The following is a 17,492-nucleotide window of genomic DNA, read 5'->3' on the forward strand; positions in this document are numbered from 1 at the left end:
CCGACAGCGCGTCGCTGCGGCGCATGATGACCACGTGGACGATCAACGGCGGATCGAGCCGCCGCGGGCGGGTGACGAGCGGGCGACCTTGACCGGCGTCCTCCAGTTCCAGCGCGAAACCCTGGCCGTGAAGTGCGCGGGGCTGACCGCGGAGCAGCTCAAGGAACGGGCGGTTGCGCCCTCGGGTCTCTCACTGCTCGGGCTGGTCCGGCACATGGCCGAGGTCGAACGCAGCTGGTTCCGGAACGCGTTCCGCGGCGAGAACAGCAATAGTCCCTGGACTCCGCCGGGGGCCGACGAGTTCGCCGATTTCGACGTGGACGCCGCCGATCCCGACGAAGCGTTCGCGATCTGGCACCGGGAGTGCGCGCGATCCCGGGAGATCGTGTCCGCCGCCGAATCCCTCGATGCCACTGGTGAATACCGCGCGAGGTCTTCTCGCTCCGCTACGTCCTGGCGCACATGATCGAGGAATACGCGCGGCACAACGGGCACGCCGATCCGCTGCGTGAACGCATCGACGGAACCACCGGCGAATAGCGGTTCCGGTTCGTTCGCAACCAGCCGGTCGGCTGCGGGAGTACTGTTCGAATTGTGTCCCGCAACGCGGAATCCACCAGAGCCCGGATCTTTGAGGCGGCGGTCACCGAATTCGCCGCCCACGGCATCGCCGGTGCCCGCGTCGACCGGATCGCCAAGCGGGCGCGGGCCAACAAGCAGCTGATCTACGCCTACTTCGGCGGCAAGGACGCGCTGTTCTCGGCGGTGCTGCAACGAACGATGGACGAACTGGCCGCCGAAGTCCCGATCGAGGGCGACGATCTGCCCGGCTACGCCGACCGGCTCGCCGCCTACCACCTCGCGAATCCCCACGTGCTGCGCCTGCTGCTGTGGGAATCCCTGGAGCGCGGCGATTCCGGCGTCGTCACCGGCTCCGAACGTTGGGCGCACTACCGCGAGAAGGTGGCCAGCGTCCGCCGAGCCCAGGAAAGCGGAACGGCCACCGGCGAATTCGATGCGGGAATGCTCGGACTGCTCTCGATCGGCATGGTGGGCTGGCCGCTGGCCGTGCCGCAGCTGCGCCGCATGATGCTCGGCGACGCGGAGCCGGCGGATCTCCGGGCGGCCGCCCGGAAAGCCGTCGAGCGACTCGCCGAACCGCGCTGATCCGGCCGGTTTCAGGCGCCGGCGCGGAAGGTGCGGCGGTAGGCCAGCGGGGCGACGCCGATCGCGGTGTGCAGGTGCTGGCGCAGGGACGCGGCCGTGGCGAAACCGACCTGAGCGGCGATCTCCTCGATCGGCAGGTCGGTGGATTCGAGCAGGTGGCGGGCCCTGGCGATGCGCTGCTGGATGAGCCACCGGCCGGGGCTGAGCCCCACCTCGTTGCGGAACCGGCGGGCGAACGTGCGGCCGCTCATCCGGGCGTGCTCGGCGAGATCGGCCAGCGTCAGCGGTAGGTGCAGGTTCGCGGCCGCCCAATCCCGGGTCGGCGCGGTGCCCAGCTCGGACGGTTCGGGGACCGGCTGCTCGATGTACTGCGCCTGGCCGCCATCCCGCCATGGCGGCACGACGCACCTCCGCGCCACCTGGTTGGCCACCTCGCTGCCGTGGTCGGAGCGCACGATGTGCAGGCACACGTCGACGCCGGAGGCTGCGCCCGCGGAGGTCAGCACGTCGCCGTCGTCGACGAAGAGCACGTCCGGGTCGAGGAGCACGTTCGGGAACATCCGCCGGAACGGCTCGACCAGGCACCAGTGCGTGGTCGCCGGACGGCCGTCGAGCAGCCCGGCCGCGGCCAGCACGAACGCGCCGGTGCAGATCGACACGATTCGGGTGCCGGGGCGGATGAGCGCCAGCGCATCGGCCACCGGCTGCGGCAGCTCGGTGGTCACCTCCGTGAGGTCGTACGGCGGGATCACGACGGTGTCGGCGGTGCTCAGCGCCTCCGGGCCGTGCTCGACCGAGATCGTGAAGTCGGCGTCGCTGCGCACCGGGCCGCCGTCGGCGGTGCAGGTCAGCACCTCGTACCGGCGGCCGGCGCTGCCGAAGATCCGCTTGGGGATGCCCAGCTCGAACGGGTACACGCCGTCGAGCGCCAGGACCACGACCCGATGCATGGCACGATCCTATCGAATGTTGGCAATCAAGCCATTTCGCCGGGCTCGGCCGGGCGGCAGGCTGGCAGGCATGAGTGAAGCCAGCAAGATGCGCGCCATCAGCCAGGACGTCCTCGGCGGACCCGAGGTGCTCCGGGAGGTGCGGCTCGACCGACCGGTTCCGGGCCCGAGCGAGGTGCTGATCCGGGTGCGCGCTGCCGGGCTCAACCCGACCGACTGGAAGCACCGGGCCCACAAGGTGTTCCTCGGCGAACCGCCGCTCGTCCTCGGCTGGGACGTCTCCGGTGTCGTCGAGGCCGTCGGGGTCGGCGTCACCCTGCACAAGGCGGGTGACGAGGTCTTCGGGATGCTGCCCTACCCGCACGGCGTCGGCTCCCACGCCGAGTACGTGACCGGCCCGGCCCGGGCCTTCGTCCCCAAGCCGTCCAATGTGGACCACGTGCAGGCGGGTGCCATCCCGCTCGCCGCGTTGACGGCCTGGCAGGCCCTGGTGGACACGGCCCGCCTGCAGCCGGGGCAGCGCGTCCTGATCCACGCGGCCGCGGGCGGGGTCGGGCACTTCGCCGTGCAGATCGCCAAGGCGCGCGGGGCGCACGTGATCGGGACGGCCAGCGCGGGCAAGCACGAGTTCCTGCGCGGCCTCGGCGCCGACGAGCTGATCGACTACCAGAATGTCGATTTCGCGGACGTCGTCAGCGATGTCGACGTCGTGCTGGACCCGCTCGCGGGCGACACCCGCACCCGCTCGCTGCGCACGCTCCGGCGCGGCGGTGTACTCGTGTCGATCCTGCCGTTCGGGCGGGAAGAAGACGCTGCCGAGGCGGAGCGCCGCGGCGTGCGGGTGGAGCTGTTGCTGGTCGAGGCCGATCAGGAGGGCATGCGCGCCATCGCCGAACTCGTCGAGTCGGGCCGGCTGCGCCCGGAAATCGCCGAAGTGTTCCCGCTGGCGGACGCGGCCAAGGCCCACGCTGTCGGCGAAACCGGCCGCACCACCGGGAAACTGGTGCTCGCGGTGGAGTGATCCAGCGCCGTTCTGGACGGGATCACGCCACCGAAAGCCGCTGGCGGGTCTCGGAGACCCGGGGCGACCACGGGGCCAGCTCCTCGGCCTTGGCCAACGCCGCGCGCGCGGCGGCGTTGTCGTGGCACGCCATGTGCGCGCGGGCGAGCGTGGCGAGGTCGTCGGCGCGGGAGAGCGGGGAGTGGTTGAACTCGGCGCCGGTCGTGGCGAGGCGGACGGCGCGGTCCGCATCGCCCTCGATCAGCGCGAGGAGTCCATTGGCGCCGCTCAGCTCGAACTCCGGGTAGCCGAGCTTGATCGAGTCTTCGAGCGCCTTCTTGGCGGTCGGCAGCAGGGTTTCCGCGGGCAGCTGGCCGGCTTCCACCGCCTTGAACCCGAGCCCCGCCAGGCCCGCCAACAGGTAGGGCATCTTGCGCGGCGGGATTTCGTCGCTGTTCGCCAGCAGCTTCAGCATCAGCATGACGCCCGTCGCGTAATCGCCGCGCGACTCCAGCACGGAGATCTGGCACGTGACGGTTCCGCTCAGTCCCGGATACCGCGCGGCGAGTTCATCGGCCTGCTCCTGCGCGCGATCGATGTCTCCCTTGCGCAGGGCCTCGTACACCCGAGCGGCCAGCGGCGCCGACAGGAAGTCGGCGCGTTCGGGATCCTTCAGGCGAGGCAGCGAGAAGAGCAACCAGCCGGTCGACGTGGTCAGCGGAACCCGCATCGGCCACAACTTGTAGAGCATCAACGGCGTTGCGGCGAGCACGAAGCCGCGCCAGAACGGACCGTCGGCGAGCAGCCAGCCCATCACGACGGCCGCGACACCCACCAGCGCCGACAGCAGGCCGGCCAGCCAGCAGCGCAAGATCACCGGGGAACGCCACGGGCCGATCTGAGCCCGCAGCGTGATGGGCAGGGACCGGATCGTGAAGGTCACGTGGCCGAGCCGCCACGACGCGACCTCCCGCATCGCGCCGAAGATCACCTGCCGGACCCGCAGCCCGAAAACCACCGAACCCAAGAGCAAACCCAGCTGCGTCGCCATCGGCAGCAAGATCACCCCGACCAAGGCGCCGAGCCAACCGATGGCCGCCCCGGCCGGTCCGCTGCCGGCGATCAGCTCCACGGCCACCACGGCGACCGCACCCGCCACGCCGGCTATGACCCAAGGGCGGAACAAAAGACTCTGAGCTCGCACAAGGACGAAAGCGTACGGGACCGGGCGGCGGCCGATACCCGCTTTCGACCAGGCCCCCGACCACCGACGGTGCCGACACCCGCCGCAAGCATGGGAACTTTCCTGTCACCGACCGCAGGCGCGGTGTGAGCATGGGAACTTTCCTGTCACCGACCGCAGGCGCGGTGTGAGCATGGGAACTTTCCTGTCACGGATGGCAGAGCCTGGCCGTGAGGATGGGAACTTTCCTGTCACCGAGCATGAGGCGGCGCGAAGGATGGGAACTTTCCTGTCAGCGGGGGCGCCTTCGGGCTGGGCAGGTCGCGGCGTGAGCAAGGGAACCTTCCTGCCACAGGTGGCAGGAAGGTTCCCTTGCTCGCAGTTGGTCGGGGTGTCAGGCGTTGGTGGTGACGGGGAGGCCGGCCGCCTTCCAGGCCCGGAAACCGCCCGCCAGGTCCGTGGCCTTCGTCAGGCCAAGACCCTTCGCCTGGGCGGCCGCGAGGCTGGAGGCGTAGCCCTCGTTGCACACCAGGACTACCGGGCGGTCGGGGTGCAGGCCGTCCAGCCGGTGGCCGCCGGCCGGGTCCAGCCGCCACTCCAGCACGATCCGCTCCACCGTCAGCGAGCCCGGGATCTCGCCTTCGGTGAGGCGGTCGGACTGGGGCCGGATGTCGATGATCAGGCCGCCGTCCTGCTGCAACGCGAACGCCTCCCGCGGGGAGACGCGGGTGAGCTTCGCGCGCGACTCGGCCAGCAGGTGGTCGATGCCGTACGGGCCGGTCGCGATGCTGGCCTGGCGCTGGAACGGGATCTCGCTCATCCGAGCTCCTTCGGCTGCGGTGCGGACGGTTGCGGTGCGTGGATCCGCTGCGGCGGAACCGGCGGAACTTCGGCGAGATCCGAGTAGTAGCGGACCGGCAGCAGCGGCGGCGAGTACGCGTGCACGCTCGCCGAGTTCACCGAGCTGACGTTGCGGACCTGGTGGGCGCGCCCGCTGCCGAAGCCGACGCCCGAACCGACGTCGTGGTGCACGGTGCGCACCGGGCCCGCGGGATACCGGTAGTCCTCCCGGAGCGCGCCGAACAGTACGGAGAACGAGCCGGACGCGCCACCGTGGTCGTGCGGCTTCGTGCCTTGCTCCGGCGCCCACGACAGCAGCCACAGCTCGACGCCTCCGGTCAGGCCGAGCTTGGCCCACCAGCGTTGCTGGTCGTCGACCCGGACGATGTCGAGCAGCGGGCCGGTCAGCTCGGACGTGACCAGGCTGGTGAGGTCGCGCAGTTCGCGCGGGCTCCACAGCAGGTGGTCGGGGCGGATCAGATCGTGCAGCAGCGGCAGGTCGAGGCCGGGGTGCATTTCGACCGCGCCGGGCGCGGGAACCGGTTCGGTCGGGGTGTATTCGGAAACGGGGGTGGTCGGGTTGCCGTTGGACGGGTGCTGTCGCACAGCGCTCATGCGTGTCTCCAAGTTCGTGTCTTGCAAATGAGCACGGCACGACACGCACACCCCGAGATGGGGGCGTGATTCGGTGGATTGATTCGTCGGGCCGCGCGATGAGCCTGGAAGGGCGGTAGCAGAACCGCTTCAGCGACAGGCGGAGGTGACGACCAGGAAGAGGTCGGTCACGCGATCGCGGGTGAGAAACGAATCGGACACGCCTGCGATCGTGGCACGGTCGTGGGGATCGTGCCAGCACGCTCGCGGTCGTCCCGGTATCTGGGCACCCGGCGTGCGCTCGTGCGGCCGGGATCAGCCGGGCGGGCGAGCACAGGATGCGCCCGGCCGCAACTGCTGACGGAGCAGACGGAACAATGGGGCTCCGGAGGGACCGGCCGGAATCTGCGGCGGTCCGGACGGAGATGAACCGCCTGCGCGTCGCCCGCGGCGCCGCGGTCAGTCACGGCTGGGAGGTAGACGTGGACGACCTGGTCATCCGGATGGATGGCGTCGGTGTTCGGCGGGGCACGACGACGCTGGTGGCCGACGTGAACTGGTCGGTTGAGCTCGACGAGCGCTGGGTGGTGCTGGGCCCCAACGGGGCGGGCAAGACGACGCTGCTGAAGATGGCCAGCACCGAGATGCACCCGAGCGAGGGCAGCGTCGACGTGCTCGGCGAACGGCTCGGCAAGACCAACGTGTTCGACCTCCGTCCCCGCATCGGCCTGTGCTCGGCCGCGCTGGCGGCCCGCATCCCCGGTGACGAGCTGGTCCGCGACGTCGTGGTCAGCGCCGGATATTCGGTCGTCGGCCGGTGGCGCGAGGAATACGACGCGATGGACACCGACCGGGCGGCCGAGCTGCTCGACCTGCTCGGCGTGGCGCACCTCGCCGACCGCGAGTTCGCGACGTTGTCCGAAGGGGAGCGCAAGCGCACCACCATCGCGCGTGCTCTGATGACCGACCCCGAGCTGCTGCTGCTCGACGAACCGGCCGCGGGGCTGGACCTGGGCGGCCGGGAGGACCTGGTGGCGCGGCTGTCCGCGCTGGCCATGGACCCGGACGCGCCCGCATCCGTGCTGGTCACCCACCACGTCGAAGAGATCCCGCCGGGCTTCACGCACGGCATGCTGCTGCGCGAGGGCGGCATCGTCGCGCAGGGCCTGCTGGAAGACGTGCTCACCGAGGACAACCTGTCGAAGACCTTCGACCAGGACCTGGAGCTGCAGCGCAGCGGCGCCCGTTACTTCGCCCGGCGGCGCGGCTGAACTCAGGACCGGAGGCTCCGCCACGGGACCGAAGAACGTTCCGGGCCGAGCGGCCGTTGAGATCCGTGACACAGCAGCGGTGGGGCGGTGCGCGATAGCCTGCCCGGCGAGGTGGCGGTTCGACGAGGAGGTTGCTGCGTGGGCGAGTTCGTCAGGCTTGAGGTGGACGGCGCGATCGGGACGATCCGGTTGGATCGGCCGCCGATGAACGCCTTGAACCGGCAGATCGAGGTCGAGCTGCGGGAAACGGCGATCGAGGCCGCCGAGCGCTCCGACGTTCGCGCCGTGATCGTCTACGGCGGCGAGAAGGTCTTCGCGGCGGGCGCGGACATCAAGGAAATGGCCGAGATGTCCTACACCGACATGGCGCGCAAGGAGGAGCGCGGCCTGTCGGACGCGATGCGCCAGGTCGCCGCCATCCCGAAGCCGACCGTGGCAGCCCTCACCGGTTACGCCCTCGGCGGCGGCTTCGAGCTGGCGCTGAGCTGCGACCGGCGCATCGCCGGGGAGAACGTCAAGGTCGGCCAGCCCGAGATCCTGCTGGGCGTCATCCCCGGCGCCGGCGGCACGCAGCGGCTCGCCCGCCTGATCGGGCCCAGCAAGGCCAAGGACATCATCTACACCGGACGTTTCGTCGACGCCCAGGAAGCGCTTTCGCTGGGCATGATCGACGAGGTCGTCGCGCCCGATGAGGTGTACGCGGCGGCGCGCCGCTGGGCCGAGCAGTTCACCGGCGGTGCGGCCCGCGCGCTGGCCGCGGCGAAGGCGGCGATCGACGGCGGACTGGACGTCGACCTGGACAACGGGCTGAAGCTGGAGACCCACCTGTTCGCGGGCACCTTCGCCACCGAGGACCAGAAGATCGGCATGCGCTCGTTCATCGAGAACGGGCCCGGCAAGGCGAAGTTCACCGGTAACTAGGCCCGGACGGAACGAATCGTGACAGCCCGCCCCACCAGTCCGCCCTGCGCTTCCGTTGCCGGAGCGCGGTTCCGGCAACGGCGTTGAGGAGTTCTGGTGGGGTACGGCTTCGACCTCGAGGATGTCGCGTTCCTGCGCTCGGCGGCCGGGCGGGACGCCGTCGCCGAGCTTTCCGGGCTCGCGCTGACCAATTCGACGCGGCTCAACGACGTCGCCGCCGCTCGCAAGCTCGTCGGTGCGCGGTTCGCGGCGGCCGCGCTGGAGACGGCCGTGCTGCGGCGCAAGGCCGAGTCCAAATTGGACGACCCCGTCGGCTGGTTGTTCACCGATCCGGCGCTGCAGCAGGCGACGGCGAGCGTGGTGGCGCGGCATCGCGCGCAACGGTTGGCCGGGCGCGACGTGCACGATGTGACCTGCTCCATCGGCGCGGATCTGGCCGCCCTGGCCGCCGTCGCCCGCCGTTGCGTGGGCTCCGACCTCGATCGAGTCCGGTTGTCCATGGCCCAGCACAACCTCGCGGTTGCCGGGCGGTCGGTGGCGCTCGTGGAAGCCGACGCACTGCGCCCGGTGACCCGCGGCACGGCCGTGGTCGCGGACCCGGCGCGCCGGGACGACGCCGGTCGGCGTCGCTGGAACCCAGCGGATCTCGTCCCACCGCTGGACGACCTGCTCGACGTCTACGCAGGGCGCGATCTCGTGGTGAAGTGCGCCCCGGGGCTGGACTTCGCGGCGGTCCCGGACACCGCCGAGGCCGAGGTGGTGTCGCTGGCCGGGCAGGTTCGGGAAGCCGCGCTGTGGTTCGGCGGGCTGGCGGACCCGCAGGTTCGGCGCCGGGCGACGGTGCTGCGGCCAGACGGCACCGGTTGGACGATCACCGACGCAGAGCCGGACGACTGCCCGGCCGTCGAGGTCCGGCAGTGGATCGTGGACCCGGACGGAGCCGTGGTGCGCGCCGGGCTCGTCCGGCACTACGCCGCGCGGCACGGGCTCGCCCAGCTCGACCCGCACATCGCCTACCTGACCGGCGACGAGCCGCCCCCGGGCGTCCGCGCCTTCCGGGTCTTCGAGTACTGCCGCTACCACGAGAAGTCGTTGCGCGCCCTGCTGCGCAGGCACGAGGTGGGCAGGCTGGAAATCCTGGTCCGCGGCGTCGACGTGGATCCGGATGCGCTGCGCCGCCGCCTCAAGCTCAAGGGTTCGCGGGAAGCCTCCGTGGTGTTGACCAGGGTCGGCGACACCGCGATGGCGTACCTGTGCCGCGCCGAGCGCACATGAGTGCCCTGGGCCACTCGATTTCCCATTCCGGGCGGCCGCGCTGTGAGCGTGCCGAAAACCAGAGGCAGCCCGTGCGGCGCCTTCTCTATGCTTGGACGAAGTATGGGTACGTCGTCTGTTGAATCTCCGCTCGTCGATCTGCGCGAACGGTTGTCCGAGCTGATGCTGCACGACCAGCGTCGGCTGCGCCGTCGTATCGAGGGAGCCCGCAAGATCCGCGACCCGCAGGCGCTGGCGGCCGCGACTGCGGAGATCACCGGCGACATCGAGGCCGCGGAGCGGCGGATCGAGCAGCGCCGCGCGAACGTGCCCGAGATCAGCTATCCGGAGGCACTGCCGGTCAGCCAGCGCCGGGACGACCTGCTCGCGGCCATCCGCGACAACCAGGTCGTCATCGTCGCAGGTGAGACCGGTTCCGGTAAGACGACGCAGCTGCCGAAGATGTGCATGGAGCTGGGCCGCGGCGTCCAGGGCCTGATCGGGCACACCCAGCCCCGGCGGCTGGCCGCCCGCACCGTCGCCGAACGCGTCGCCGAGGAACTCGACACCGAACTCGGCGACGCCATCGGCTACCAGGTGCGCTTCACCGAGCGGGCCGGCACCGACACCCTGGTCAAGCTGATGACCGACGGCATCCTGCTGGCCGAGATCCAGCACGACCGGCTGCTGCGGCGCTACGACACGCTGATCATCGACGAGGCGCACGAGCGCAGCCTGAACATCGACTTCATCCTCGGCTACCTCAAGCAGCTGCTGCCGCGCCGCCCCGACCTGAAGGTGATCATCACCTCGGCCACCATCGACCCGGAGCGCTTCTCGCGGCACTTCGACGACGCGCCGGTGATCGAGGTCTCCGGGCGCACCTATCCCGTCGAGGTCCGATACCGCCCACTGCTGGACGACTCCGACGAGAACGAGGACGTCGTCCGCGACCAGACGCAGGCCATCTGCGACGCGGTGGACGAGCTCTGCGCGGAAGGGCCCGGCGACATCCTGGTCTTCCTCAGCGGTGAACGGGAGATCCGGGACGCCACTGACGCGCTGAAGCAGCAGAACCTGCGCAACACCGAGGTGCTGCCGCTGTACGCGCGGTTGACGGCAGCCGAGCAGCACCGCGTGTTCCAGCCGCACTCCGGTCGGCGGATCGTGCTGTCCACCAACGTGGCCGAGACCTCGCTGACCGTGCCGGGCATCAAGTACGTCATCGACCCCGGCACCGCGCGCATCTCCCGGTACAGCTTCCGGACGAAGGTGCAGCGGCTGCCCATCGAACCGATCTCGCAGGCCTCGGCGAACCAGCGCAAGGGCCGCTGCGGCCGGGTTTCCGAGGGCATCTGCGTCCGGCTGTACTCCGAAGAGGACTTCGAGTCCCGCCCGGAGTTCACCGACCCGGAGATCCTGCGCACCCACCTGGCCTCGGTCATCCTGCAGATGACCTCGCTGGGTCTGGGCGAGATCGAGTCGTTCCCGTTCCTGGAGCCGCCGGACCGCCGCCAGATCACCGACGGCGTCAACCTGCTCCACGAGCTGGGCGCCCTGGACCGATCGAAGACCGAGCTGCAGAAGCGGCTGACCCCCGTCGGCCGCAAGCTCGCCCAGCTGCCGATCGACCCGCGCATCGCGCGGATGGTGCTCGAAGCGGAGCGCAACGGCTGCGTGCGCGACGTGCTGGTCATCGCCGCCGCACTGTCCATCCAGGACCCCCGCGAGCGGCCCGCGGACAAGCAGCAGGCCGCCGACCAGAAGCACGCGCGCTTCGTCGACAAGGACGCCGAGTCCGACTTCGTCACCTACCTCAACATGTGGCGGTACCTGCGCACCCAGCAGAAGGAGCTGTCCTCCAACCAGTTCCGGAAGCTGTGCCGGACCGACTTCCTCAACTACCTGCGCGTCCGCGAGTGGCAGGACCTCTACGGCCAGCTGCGGCAGATGGTCAAGTCGATGGGCATGACGCTCGGCGACGAGCAGGCCGAGGCATCGCGGATCCACCAGTCGGTGCTGGCCGGCCTGCTGTCGCACATCGGCCTCAAGGACGTCGAGAAGAAGACCGAGAAGAAGCCGGGGCAGTCCGGGCGCGGATCGAACGAGTACCAGGGCGCGCGCAACGCCAGGTTCGCCGTGTTCCCCGGCTCGTCGCTGTTCAAGAAGCCGCCGCGCTGGGTGATGGCGGCGGAGCTGGTGGAGACCTCCCGCCTCTGGGCGCGCATCGCCGCCCGCATCGAACCGGACTGGGTCGAGCAGCTCGCGCAGCACCTGGTCAAGCGCAGCTACAGCGAACCGCACTGGGAGAAGGACCGCGCCGCGGTGGTCGCCGTCGAGCGCGTCACCCTCTACGGCGTTCCGCTGGTGGTCGGCCGCAAGGTCAACTACGGGCGCATCGACCCGGAGCTGAGCCGGGAGCTGTTCATCCGGCACGCGCTCGTGGAGGGCGACTGGGACACCCGGCACGCGTTCTTCCACGAGAACCGGGCGATGCTCGACGAGGTCGAGGACCTCGAGGAACGGGCCCGGCGGCGCGACATCCTGGTCGACGACGAGACGCTGTTCGAGTTCTACGACCAGCGCATCGGCGCCGACGTCGCCTCCGGCAGGCACTTCGACGCGTGGTGGAAGAAGGCCGGCCGGGAGCAGCCGGACCTTCTCAACTTCGAGAAGTCGATGTTGATCAACCAGGAATCGGCGGCGGTCAGCGACCAGGACTACCCCGACTTCTGGACGCAGGGCGGGCATCGGTTGCCGCTGTCGTACCAGTTCGAGCCGGGTGCCGACGCGGACGGCGTGACCGTGCACATCCCGCTGGCGGTGCTCAACCAGATCGAACCGGATGGTTTCGACTGGCAGATCCCGGGCCTGCGCGAGGAAGTCGTGACGGCCCTGCTGAAGTCGTTGCCGAAGAACGTGCGCCGGAACTTCGTGCCGGCCCCGGACTTCGCCAAGGCGGCGCTGTCCCGGATGGCCTCGCCGGACGGCCCGCTGCTGGACGCCCTGCAACGACAGCTCCAGAGCATGACCGGCGTCGCCGTATTGCGCTCCGAATGGGATCTCGAGCGGGTGCCGGAGCACCTGAAGATGACCTTCCGCGTGGTCGACGGCAAGGGCCGCAAGCTCTCCGAGTCCAAGGACCTGGAGTCGCTCAAGCAGCGGCTGAAACCCAAGCTCCGCGCCGAGATCTCCGCCGCCGCCGACGACGTCGAGCAAGGCGGCCTGCGCTCCTGGAGCTTCGGCTCGTTGCCTCGCACGTTCGAGCAGCAGCGCTCGGGCCACGCCGTGAAGGCGTACCCGGCGCTGGTGGACGAGCAGGACAGCGTCGCGGTGCGGATGTTCGATACCGAGGAGGAGCAGCGGCAGGCGCTGTGGGACGGCACCCGGCGAATGCTCCTGCTGAACCTCCCGTCGCCGGTGAAGTCCATCCAGCGCGGGATGACCAGCACCGCCCGGCTCGTGCTGGGCAGCAGCCGGTACGGTGACCTCGCCGCCGTGCTCGACGACTGCGTGAGCTGCGCCGTCGACAAGCTGATGGCGGATTGCGGCGGCCCGGTATGGGACCAGGCGGCCTACGATTCCCTGCAGGCCAAGGTCCGGGCACGGCTGGGCGAGGTCACCGTCGACGCCGTGTCCAAAGTGGAGCAAGTGCTGATGGCGGCGCAACGGGTGGAGACGCTGCTGGCCGACCAGTCCCGGAACCTGAACCCGGCCGCGCTCGCCGACATCCAGGACCAGCTGGACGGGCTGCTCTACCCCGGGTTCGTGACCGGGACCGGTTTCGCGCGGCTGTCCGATCTGACGCGCTACCTGCGCGGGATCGAGCAGCGGCTGGACAAGCTGCAGCACCACCCGCAGCGCGACCGGGACTGGATGCAGCAGGTGGACGAGGTCGAGCAGCGCTACCGGGACATGATCGAGGGCCTTCCGCCGGGGCGCGCCCCGGGCGAATCCCTGCGGCAGATCGGGTGGCTGATCGAGGAGCTGCGGGTGAGCCTCTTCGCGCAGACGCTCGGCACGTCGCAGCCGGTGTCGGTGAAGCGCATCCACCGCGCGATGGACAAGTTGGAGCGCTGAACCGGCGCTCGTCGCGACTGTCGACGAGCCGGACAACTTCTTGAACACGGTCGTGACGTGCATGGCTGTTCCCTCCGGGTGCGAACTGGTGCGTCGGGCGGGCACCGCGGCCGGTCGGCCTGGTCCGGTGCGTCCGCAGCGCCAGCCGTTCGAGCTCGCGTGATTTTGCGTGCTCGAACTGCCGTGATCCCCGAAAAGCCGTCCCCCGCAAGGTCATGTGCGGCAAAGGGCGCATGCCTGTCTAGCGGTGTGCCCGCAGGCCGTGTGCTTCGCGAAGCCGTGTTCGGCGAAGCGTGTGCCCTGCAGAACCTGAGTTTCGGGAGAATGGCGCCTCAGGCCGCCCAACATCGAGTATTCGCGCTCGAACTGTCGTTCGCATCACTCGACGGGGTGGAACTCGCTGGGAGATCACGATTCCGGCTCCTCGCGCGTGGCCGCGGCCGGAAAACCGTTGGGAATGAGCAAGATCTGCGTTCGCCGCGTGCTCGGCGGCGAACGCGGCGGAGCGCTGCCGTGCCGCTCAGGTAGCGGGGGAGACGGTCACGCCCAATGCACCAGGCCCCGCGTGGGCGCCCAGGACCGCGCTCGTCTCCTCCAGGGTGACGCGGCGGATCTGGGGCAGCTGGGACCGCAGGTCGTCCAGCACGCGCTGGGCCCGGTCGGCGAACTGGAAGTGCTCGACCCCGACGTCGACCGGTCCGCTGCCGGCTCGCTGGACCGCGTTCGAGACCGCTTTCTTGAGCGCCCGGTCCGGCCCGATGCCCTTCGTCAGCTGGTCGATGACGCCTTCCTTGAGGACGAGCACCGGCTTGATCGACAGGGCCTGGCCGAGCCACGCCTGCGCGCGCCCGATCCGGCCGCCGCGCTGCAGGTATTCCAGGGTGTCCACGTAGAGCAGCTGCGTGGTGGTGCGCAGGCGCCGGTCCAGCACGCCCATCACGCCCTGCGGGGTCGCGCCGGAGACGGCGGCTTCGGCCGCGGCCATCACCGGGAAACCGAGGCCGAGCCCGACCAGCCGGGAGTCGACCACGTAGACCGGGATGCCGATCTCCGCCGCGGCGATGCGGGCCGACTGGCAGGTCTGGGACAGGCCTTCGGAGATGTGGATGGAGATGATCGCCTCGGCGCCGGAGGCCGCGGCGTCCGTGTAGTTCCAGAAGAAGGCGGGCGGTGGCGGTTCGCCGGTCGCCACCGGGATTCCGTCGCGCATCGCCTGGGCCAGCGTCGGGTGCGGCACCCGGCGCTCGTCGTTGTACTCGTCGCCGACCTTGAGCTCCAGTTGGACGATGGAGATGCCCAGCTGTTCGGCGACGTCGTGCGGTATGGAAGCCGTCGAGTCGGTCACGATGGCGACGCGTTGCCTCATGCGGGCCAGGCTACTAACTGGTAGCCGGTCTGCGTGCGTGCCCCGGCAGAAATACCGTCACCGAGACCCGGCGGTTCGGGGCGCGGCGAGGTGAGTACCGTCACGTCAGGGGCCTGGTTGCACCGGTGCTACCGGCTAGTAACATTCTGGGTGGTTGGCGTCACTGTGCTTTTCGAACAGGGACGTGGCAAGGTCAACCTACCCGGACCTAACAGCGCCGGGTCCACAAGCAAAGCCGCTGGAGGACCAGCGAGCGTCGTCTGTCCGCAGGAGGTCGAAGAGGGCCCATGAACATCGTCGTCCTGGTCAAGCAGGTGCCCGACACGTATTCCGAGCGGAAGTTGTCTGCGGCGGATCACACCCTGGATCGCGAGTCGGCCGATGCGGTGTTGGATGAGATCAACGAGCGCGCCGTCGAGGAAGCGCTGTTGATCAAGGAGGCTCAGGGCGGCGAAGTGACCGTCGTCTGCATGGGCCCGGATCGCGCCACGGATGCGATTCGCAAGGCGTTGTCGATGGGTGCGGACAAGGCGGTGCACCTCTCGGACGAGGCGTTGCACGGCACGGACGCGCCGTCGACCGCGCGTGCGCTGGCGAAGGCGATCGGCACCGTCGAGGGTGTGGATCTGGTGATCGCCGGTAACGAGGCCACGGACGGCCGCACGGGTGCGGTGCCGGCGATGTTGGCCGAGGTGCTGGGCTGGCCGCAGCTGACCTTCGCGCGCAAGGTCGAGACCGACGGTTCGAGCGTGAAGATCGAGCGGGAGACCGACGCGGGCATCCTGAACGTCGAAGCCGCGCTGCCTGCGGTGGTGTCGGTGACCGAGAAGATCAACGAGCCGCGGTACCCGTCGTTCAAGGGCATCATGGCCGCGAAGAAGAAGCCGGTCAGCGTGTTGTCGCTGGCGGATGCCGGGATCGACGCCGCCGAGGTGGGCCTGGCCAACGCCGGATCGGCCGTGGTGGAGTCCGCGCCGAAGCCGCCGAAGTCCGGTGGCGTGAAGGTCACCGACGAGGGCGAGGGCGGCGTCGCCGTGGCCGAGTTCCTGGCCGGCGAGAAGCTGCTCTGAAGTCGTTCACGGATTTTCGAGGAGGCATTGATTCATGGCTGAGGTTCTGGTCCTCGTCGATCACGTGGACGGCGAGGTCAAGAAGGTCACGCACGAGCTGCTGACCGCGGCGCGCCGGCTGGGCGAGCCGTCGGCGGTGGTGGTCGGCGAGCCGGGCACCGCTGGGAAGCTCACCGATGCGCTGGCCGCCTACGGTGCGGCGAAGGTGTACGCGGCGGAGTCCGCGGAGGCCGCGCAGTACCTGGTGACCCCGCAGGTCGACGTGCTCGCCGCGTTGGTGGGCAGCGCGTCCCCGGCGGCGGTGCTGGTACCGGCGTCGATCGACGGCAAGGAGATCGCCGGTCGGCTGGCGATCCGCATCGGTTCCGGTCTGCTGTCGGAGGTCGTGGACCTCGACGGCGAGGGCGTGGCGTCGCACTCGCTGTTCGGTGGCACCTACGACGCCAAGGCGAAGGTCACCAAGGGCACGCCGGTGATCACCGTGCTGCCGGGCGCGATCGAGCCCGAGCAGGCCGCCGGTGCGGCGGCGGTCGAGTCCGTGGAGGTTCCGGCCGCCTCGGGCGCGAAGATCACCGGCCGGCAGCCCGCCGAGGCCGGCGACCGCCCCGAGCTCACCGAGGCCAGCATCGTGGTCTCCGGTGGTCGGGGTGTCGGTTCCGCCGAGTCCTTCGAGGTCGTGGAGAAGCTCGCCGACTCCCTGGGTGCCGCGGTGGGCGCCTCGCGTGCGGCGGTGGACTCCGGTTACTACCCGCACCAGTTCCAGGTCGGGCAGACCGGTAAGACCGTGTCGCCGCAGCTGTACATCGCCCTCGGCATTTCGGGCGCGATCCAGCACCGGGCCGGCATGCAGACGTCGAAGACGATCGTCGCGGTGAACAAGGACCCCGAAGCCCCGATCTTCGAGATCGCCGACTTCGGCGTCGTCGGCGACCTGTTCAAGGTCGCCCCGCAGCTCACCGAGGAGATCACCAAGCGCAAGGGCTGAGCCCCGAGCTGATCTGACGCAGGAGGCGGGTCGCACCCAGGTGCGGCCCGCCTCCTGCGTGTCAGCCCGCGCGAGCCTCGTCGCGGCCCTGGCAGGCGAGCCGGTCGGCGCGTTCGTTCTCCGGGTGGCCGTTGTGCCCCTTGACCCATTCCCACTGCACGTCGCCGTGGCGCGCGCATTCCGCGTCCAGGCGCTGCCACAGATCCGCGTTCTTGACCGGCTGCTTGGCCGACGTGAGCCAGCCGTTGCGCTTCCAGCCGTGCATCCACTGCGTGATGCCCTTGAGCACGTACGTGCTGTCCGTGAAGACGCGCACGGCGGGCATCGGCCGGGTCAGCGCGGCCAGGCCTTCGATGACCGCCATCAGCTCCATCTTGTTGTTCGTCGTCGCCGCGTCCTTGCCGTAGAGCTCCCGCTCGTGGTCGCCGTACCGCAGCACGACGCCCCAGCCGCCAGGGCCGGGATTTCCGCTGCATGCGCCGTCGGTGTAGAGGTCGACGCGGTCCGTCGTTCGCTGCATACCCCGGAATCTAATCGTCGGCGCCGTTGCGCCGGTCCGGCGGTAGGTGACAGGAAGGTTCCCATGCTCGCGCCCGGACGCTCGGGGAATGGCAGGAAGGTTCCCCTGCTCCGCATTCAAGCGGTCTGCGGGTGACAGGAAAGTTCCCTTGCTCGCACTTGTGACAGGAAGGTTCCCCTGCTCGTATTCGGCCGCGCTTGTGGCAGAAAGGTTCCCTTGCTCGCATCCGGGCGTGCTGTGACAGGAAAGTTCCCCTGCTTTCGGGGGTTCGAAAATCGGGTGCGGGGGTTG

Annotated in this window: 14 protein-coding genes and 1 pseudogene; 9 read left to right on the forward strand and 6 right to left on the reverse strand. The window is 69.9% G+C overall.

Going from position 1 to position 17,492, the window contains the following annotated elements; translation table 11 throughout:
* The first annotated feature begins 34 nt into the window (after positions 1-34).
* A pseudogene (locus BLW84_RS06670) lies at positions 35-540 on the forward strand (DinB family protein).
* A 54-nt stretch (positions 541-594) separates the two neighbouring features.
* Positions 595-1,167, forward strand: coding sequence for a TetR/AcrR family transcriptional regulator (locus BLW84_RS06675; protein ID WP_093262490.1), 573 nt, complete (start codon positions 595-597; stop codon positions 1,165-1,167).
* A gap of 11 nt (positions 1,168-1,178) precedes the next feature.
* Here the strand turns inward: BLW84_RS06675 and BLW84_RS06680 are convergent, their stop codons facing one another.
* A complete protein-coding gene (locus BLW84_RS06680) occupies positions 1,179-2,117 on the reverse strand; it encodes a GlxA family transcriptional regulator (protein ID WP_093262491.1) in 939 nt (312 codons plus the stop codon).
* An 88-nt stretch (positions 2,118-2,205) separates the two neighbouring features.
* Here BLW84_RS06680 and BLW84_RS06685 point away from each other — a divergent pair, with 88 nt between their 5' ends.
* Positions 2,206-3,138 carry an NADP-dependent oxidoreductase gene (locus tag BLW84_RS06685; protein WP_218157228.1) on the forward strand — a complete coding sequence of 311 codons (933 nt, stop codon included), beginning with the start codon at positions 2,206-2,208 and terminating at the stop codon, positions 3,136-3,138.
* A 22-nt stretch (positions 3,139-3,160) separates the two neighbouring features.
* Here BLW84_RS06685 and BLW84_RS06690 read toward each other — a convergent pair whose 3' ends face one another.
* The 3 genes from BLW84_RS06690 to BLW84_RS06700 form a co-directional block, all read right to left on the reverse strand.
* Positions 3,161-4,276, reverse strand: a complete 1,116-nt coding sequence (locus BLW84_RS06690) for a hypothetical protein (protein ID WP_245760989.1) — start codon at positions 4,274-4,276, stop codon at positions 3,161-3,163.
* Between the two features lie 418 nt (positions 4,277-4,694).
* The gene (locus tag BLW84_RS06695; protein ID WP_093262497.1) at positions 4,695-5,120 is read right to left on the reverse strand and encodes a rhodanese-like domain-containing protein; all 426 of its coding nucleotides are present in this window, start codon (positions 5,118-5,120) and stop codon (positions 4,695-4,697) included.
* Positions 5,117-5,656: a cysteine dioxygenase gene (locus BLW84_RS06700; protein WP_245761007.1), complete on the reverse strand. Its 540-nt coding sequence runs from the start codon at positions 5,654-5,656 to the stop codon at positions 5,117-5,119. Before BLW84_RS06700 ends, BLW84_RS06695 begins: the two co-directional genes overlap by 4 nt.
* A 581-nt stretch (positions 5,657-6,237) precedes the next feature.
* Here BLW84_RS06700 and BLW84_RS06705 point away from each other — a divergent pair.
* From BLW84_RS06705 to hrpA, 4 genes are all read left to right on the forward strand, one after another.
* Positions 6,238-7,005, forward strand: a complete 768-nt coding sequence (locus BLW84_RS06705) for an ABC transporter ATP-binding protein (RefSeq protein ID WP_218157229.1) — start codon at positions 6,238-6,240, stop codon at positions 7,003-7,005.
* Between the two features lie 138 nt (positions 7,006-7,143).
* Entirely contained in the window at positions 7,144-7,926 is a 783-nt protein-coding gene (locus BLW84_RS06710) for an enoyl-CoA hydratase/isomerase family protein (RefSeq protein ID WP_093262503.1), read from the forward strand.
* Positions 7,927-8,022: 96 nt separating this feature from the next.
* Positions 8,023-9,201 (forward strand): THUMP-like domain-containing protein, encoded by a 1,179-nt coding sequence (locus tag BLW84_RS06715; protein WP_093262504.1) that lies wholly within the window; start codon positions 8,023-8,025, stop codon positions 9,199-9,201.
* Between the two features lie 102 nt (positions 9,202-9,303).
* The gene (gene hrpA, locus BLW84_RS06720) at positions 9,304-13,260 is read left to right on the forward strand and encodes an ATP-dependent RNA helicase HrpA (RefSeq protein ID WP_093262516.1); all 3,957 of its coding nucleotides are present in this window, start codon (positions 9,304-9,306) and stop codon (positions 13,258-13,260) included.
* A 520-nt stretch (positions 13,261-13,780) separates the two neighbouring features.
* Here hrpA and BLW84_RS06725 read toward each other — a convergent pair.
* Positions 13,781-14,626, reverse strand: a complete 846-nt coding sequence (locus tag BLW84_RS06725; protein ID WP_093262523.1) for a DegV family protein — start codon at positions 14,624-14,626, stop codon at positions 13,781-13,783.
* Between the two features lie 287 nt (positions 14,627-14,913).
* Between BLW84_RS06725 and BLW84_RS06730 the strand changes: the two genes are divergently transcribed.
* Both BLW84_RS06730 and BLW84_RS06735 read left to right on the forward strand, forming a co-directional pair.
* Positions 14,914-15,696, forward strand: coding sequence for an electron transfer flavoprotein subunit beta/FixA family protein (locus BLW84_RS06730; protein WP_093262531.1), 783 nt, complete (start codon positions 14,914-14,916; stop codon positions 15,694-15,696).
* 34 nt (positions 15,697-15,730) lie between these two features.
* The gene (locus BLW84_RS06735; RefSeq protein ID WP_093262532.1) at positions 15,731-16,681 is read left to right on the forward strand and encodes an electron transfer flavoprotein subunit alpha/FixB family protein; all 951 of its coding nucleotides are present in this window, start codon (positions 15,731-15,733) and stop codon (positions 16,679-16,681) included.
* A 61-nt stretch (positions 16,682-16,742) separates the two neighbouring features.
* Here BLW84_RS06735 and rnhA read toward each other — a convergent pair whose 3' ends face one another.
* Positions 16,743-17,201, reverse strand: coding sequence for a ribonuclease HI (rnhA, locus tag BLW84_RS06740; protein ID WP_093262533.1), 459 nt, complete (start codon positions 17,199-17,201; stop codon positions 16,743-16,745).
* Positions 17,202-17,492 lie beyond the last annotated feature (291 nt).

It is taken from the genome of Saccharopolyspora shandongensis, from assembly GCF_900106995.1.
In the GTDB taxonomy this organism is placed as follows: domain Bacteria; phylum Actinomycetota; class Actinomycetes; order Mycobacteriales; family Pseudonocardiaceae; genus Saccharopolyspora; species Saccharopolyspora shandongensis.

What these genes read in the sequence shown, in the direction of transcription:
- BLW84_RS06705 (WP_218157229.1), top strand. Translation starts at nt 6,238, where the DNA reads ATGGATGGCGTCGGTGTTCGGCGGGGCACGACGACGCTGGTGGCCGAC.
- BLW84_RS06730 (WP_093262531.1), top strand. Translation starts at nt 14,914, where the DNA reads ATGAACATCGTCGTCCTGGTCAAGCAGGTGCCCGACACGTATTCCGAG.
- BLW84_RS06735 (WP_093262532.1), top strand. Translation starts at nt 15,731, where the DNA reads ATGGCTGAGGTTCTGGTCCTCGTCGATCACGTGGACGGCGAGGTCAAG.
- BLW84_RS06680 (WP_093262491.1), bottom strand. Translation starts at nt 2,117, where the DNA reads ATGCATCGGGTCGTGGTCCTGGCGCTCGACGGCGTGTACCCGTTCGAG.
- hrpA (WP_093262516.1), top strand. Translation starts at nt 9,304, where the DNA reads ATGGGTACGTCGTCTGTTGAATCTCCGCTCGTCGATCTGCGCGAACGG.
- BLW84_RS06685 (WP_218157228.1), top strand. Translation starts at nt 2,206, where the DNA reads ATGCGCGCCATCAGCCAGGACGTCCTCGGCGGACCCGAGGTGCTCCGG.
- BLW84_RS06725 (WP_093262523.1), bottom strand. Translation starts at nt 14,626, where the DNA reads ATGAGGCAACGCGTCGCCATCGTGACCGACTCGACGGCTTCCATACCG.
- rnhA (WP_093262533.1), bottom strand. Translation starts at nt 17,201, where the DNA reads ATGCAGCGAACGACGGACCGCGTCGACCTCTACACCGACGGCGCATGC.
- BLW84_RS06695 (WP_093262497.1), bottom strand. Translation starts at nt 5,120, where the DNA reads ATGAGCGAGATCCCGTTCCAGCGCCAGGCCAGCATCGCGACCGGCCCG.
- BLW84_RS06700 (WP_245761007.1), bottom strand. Translation starts at nt 5,656, where the DNA reads ATGCACCCCGGCCTCGACCTGCCGCTGCTGCACGATCTGATCCGCCCC.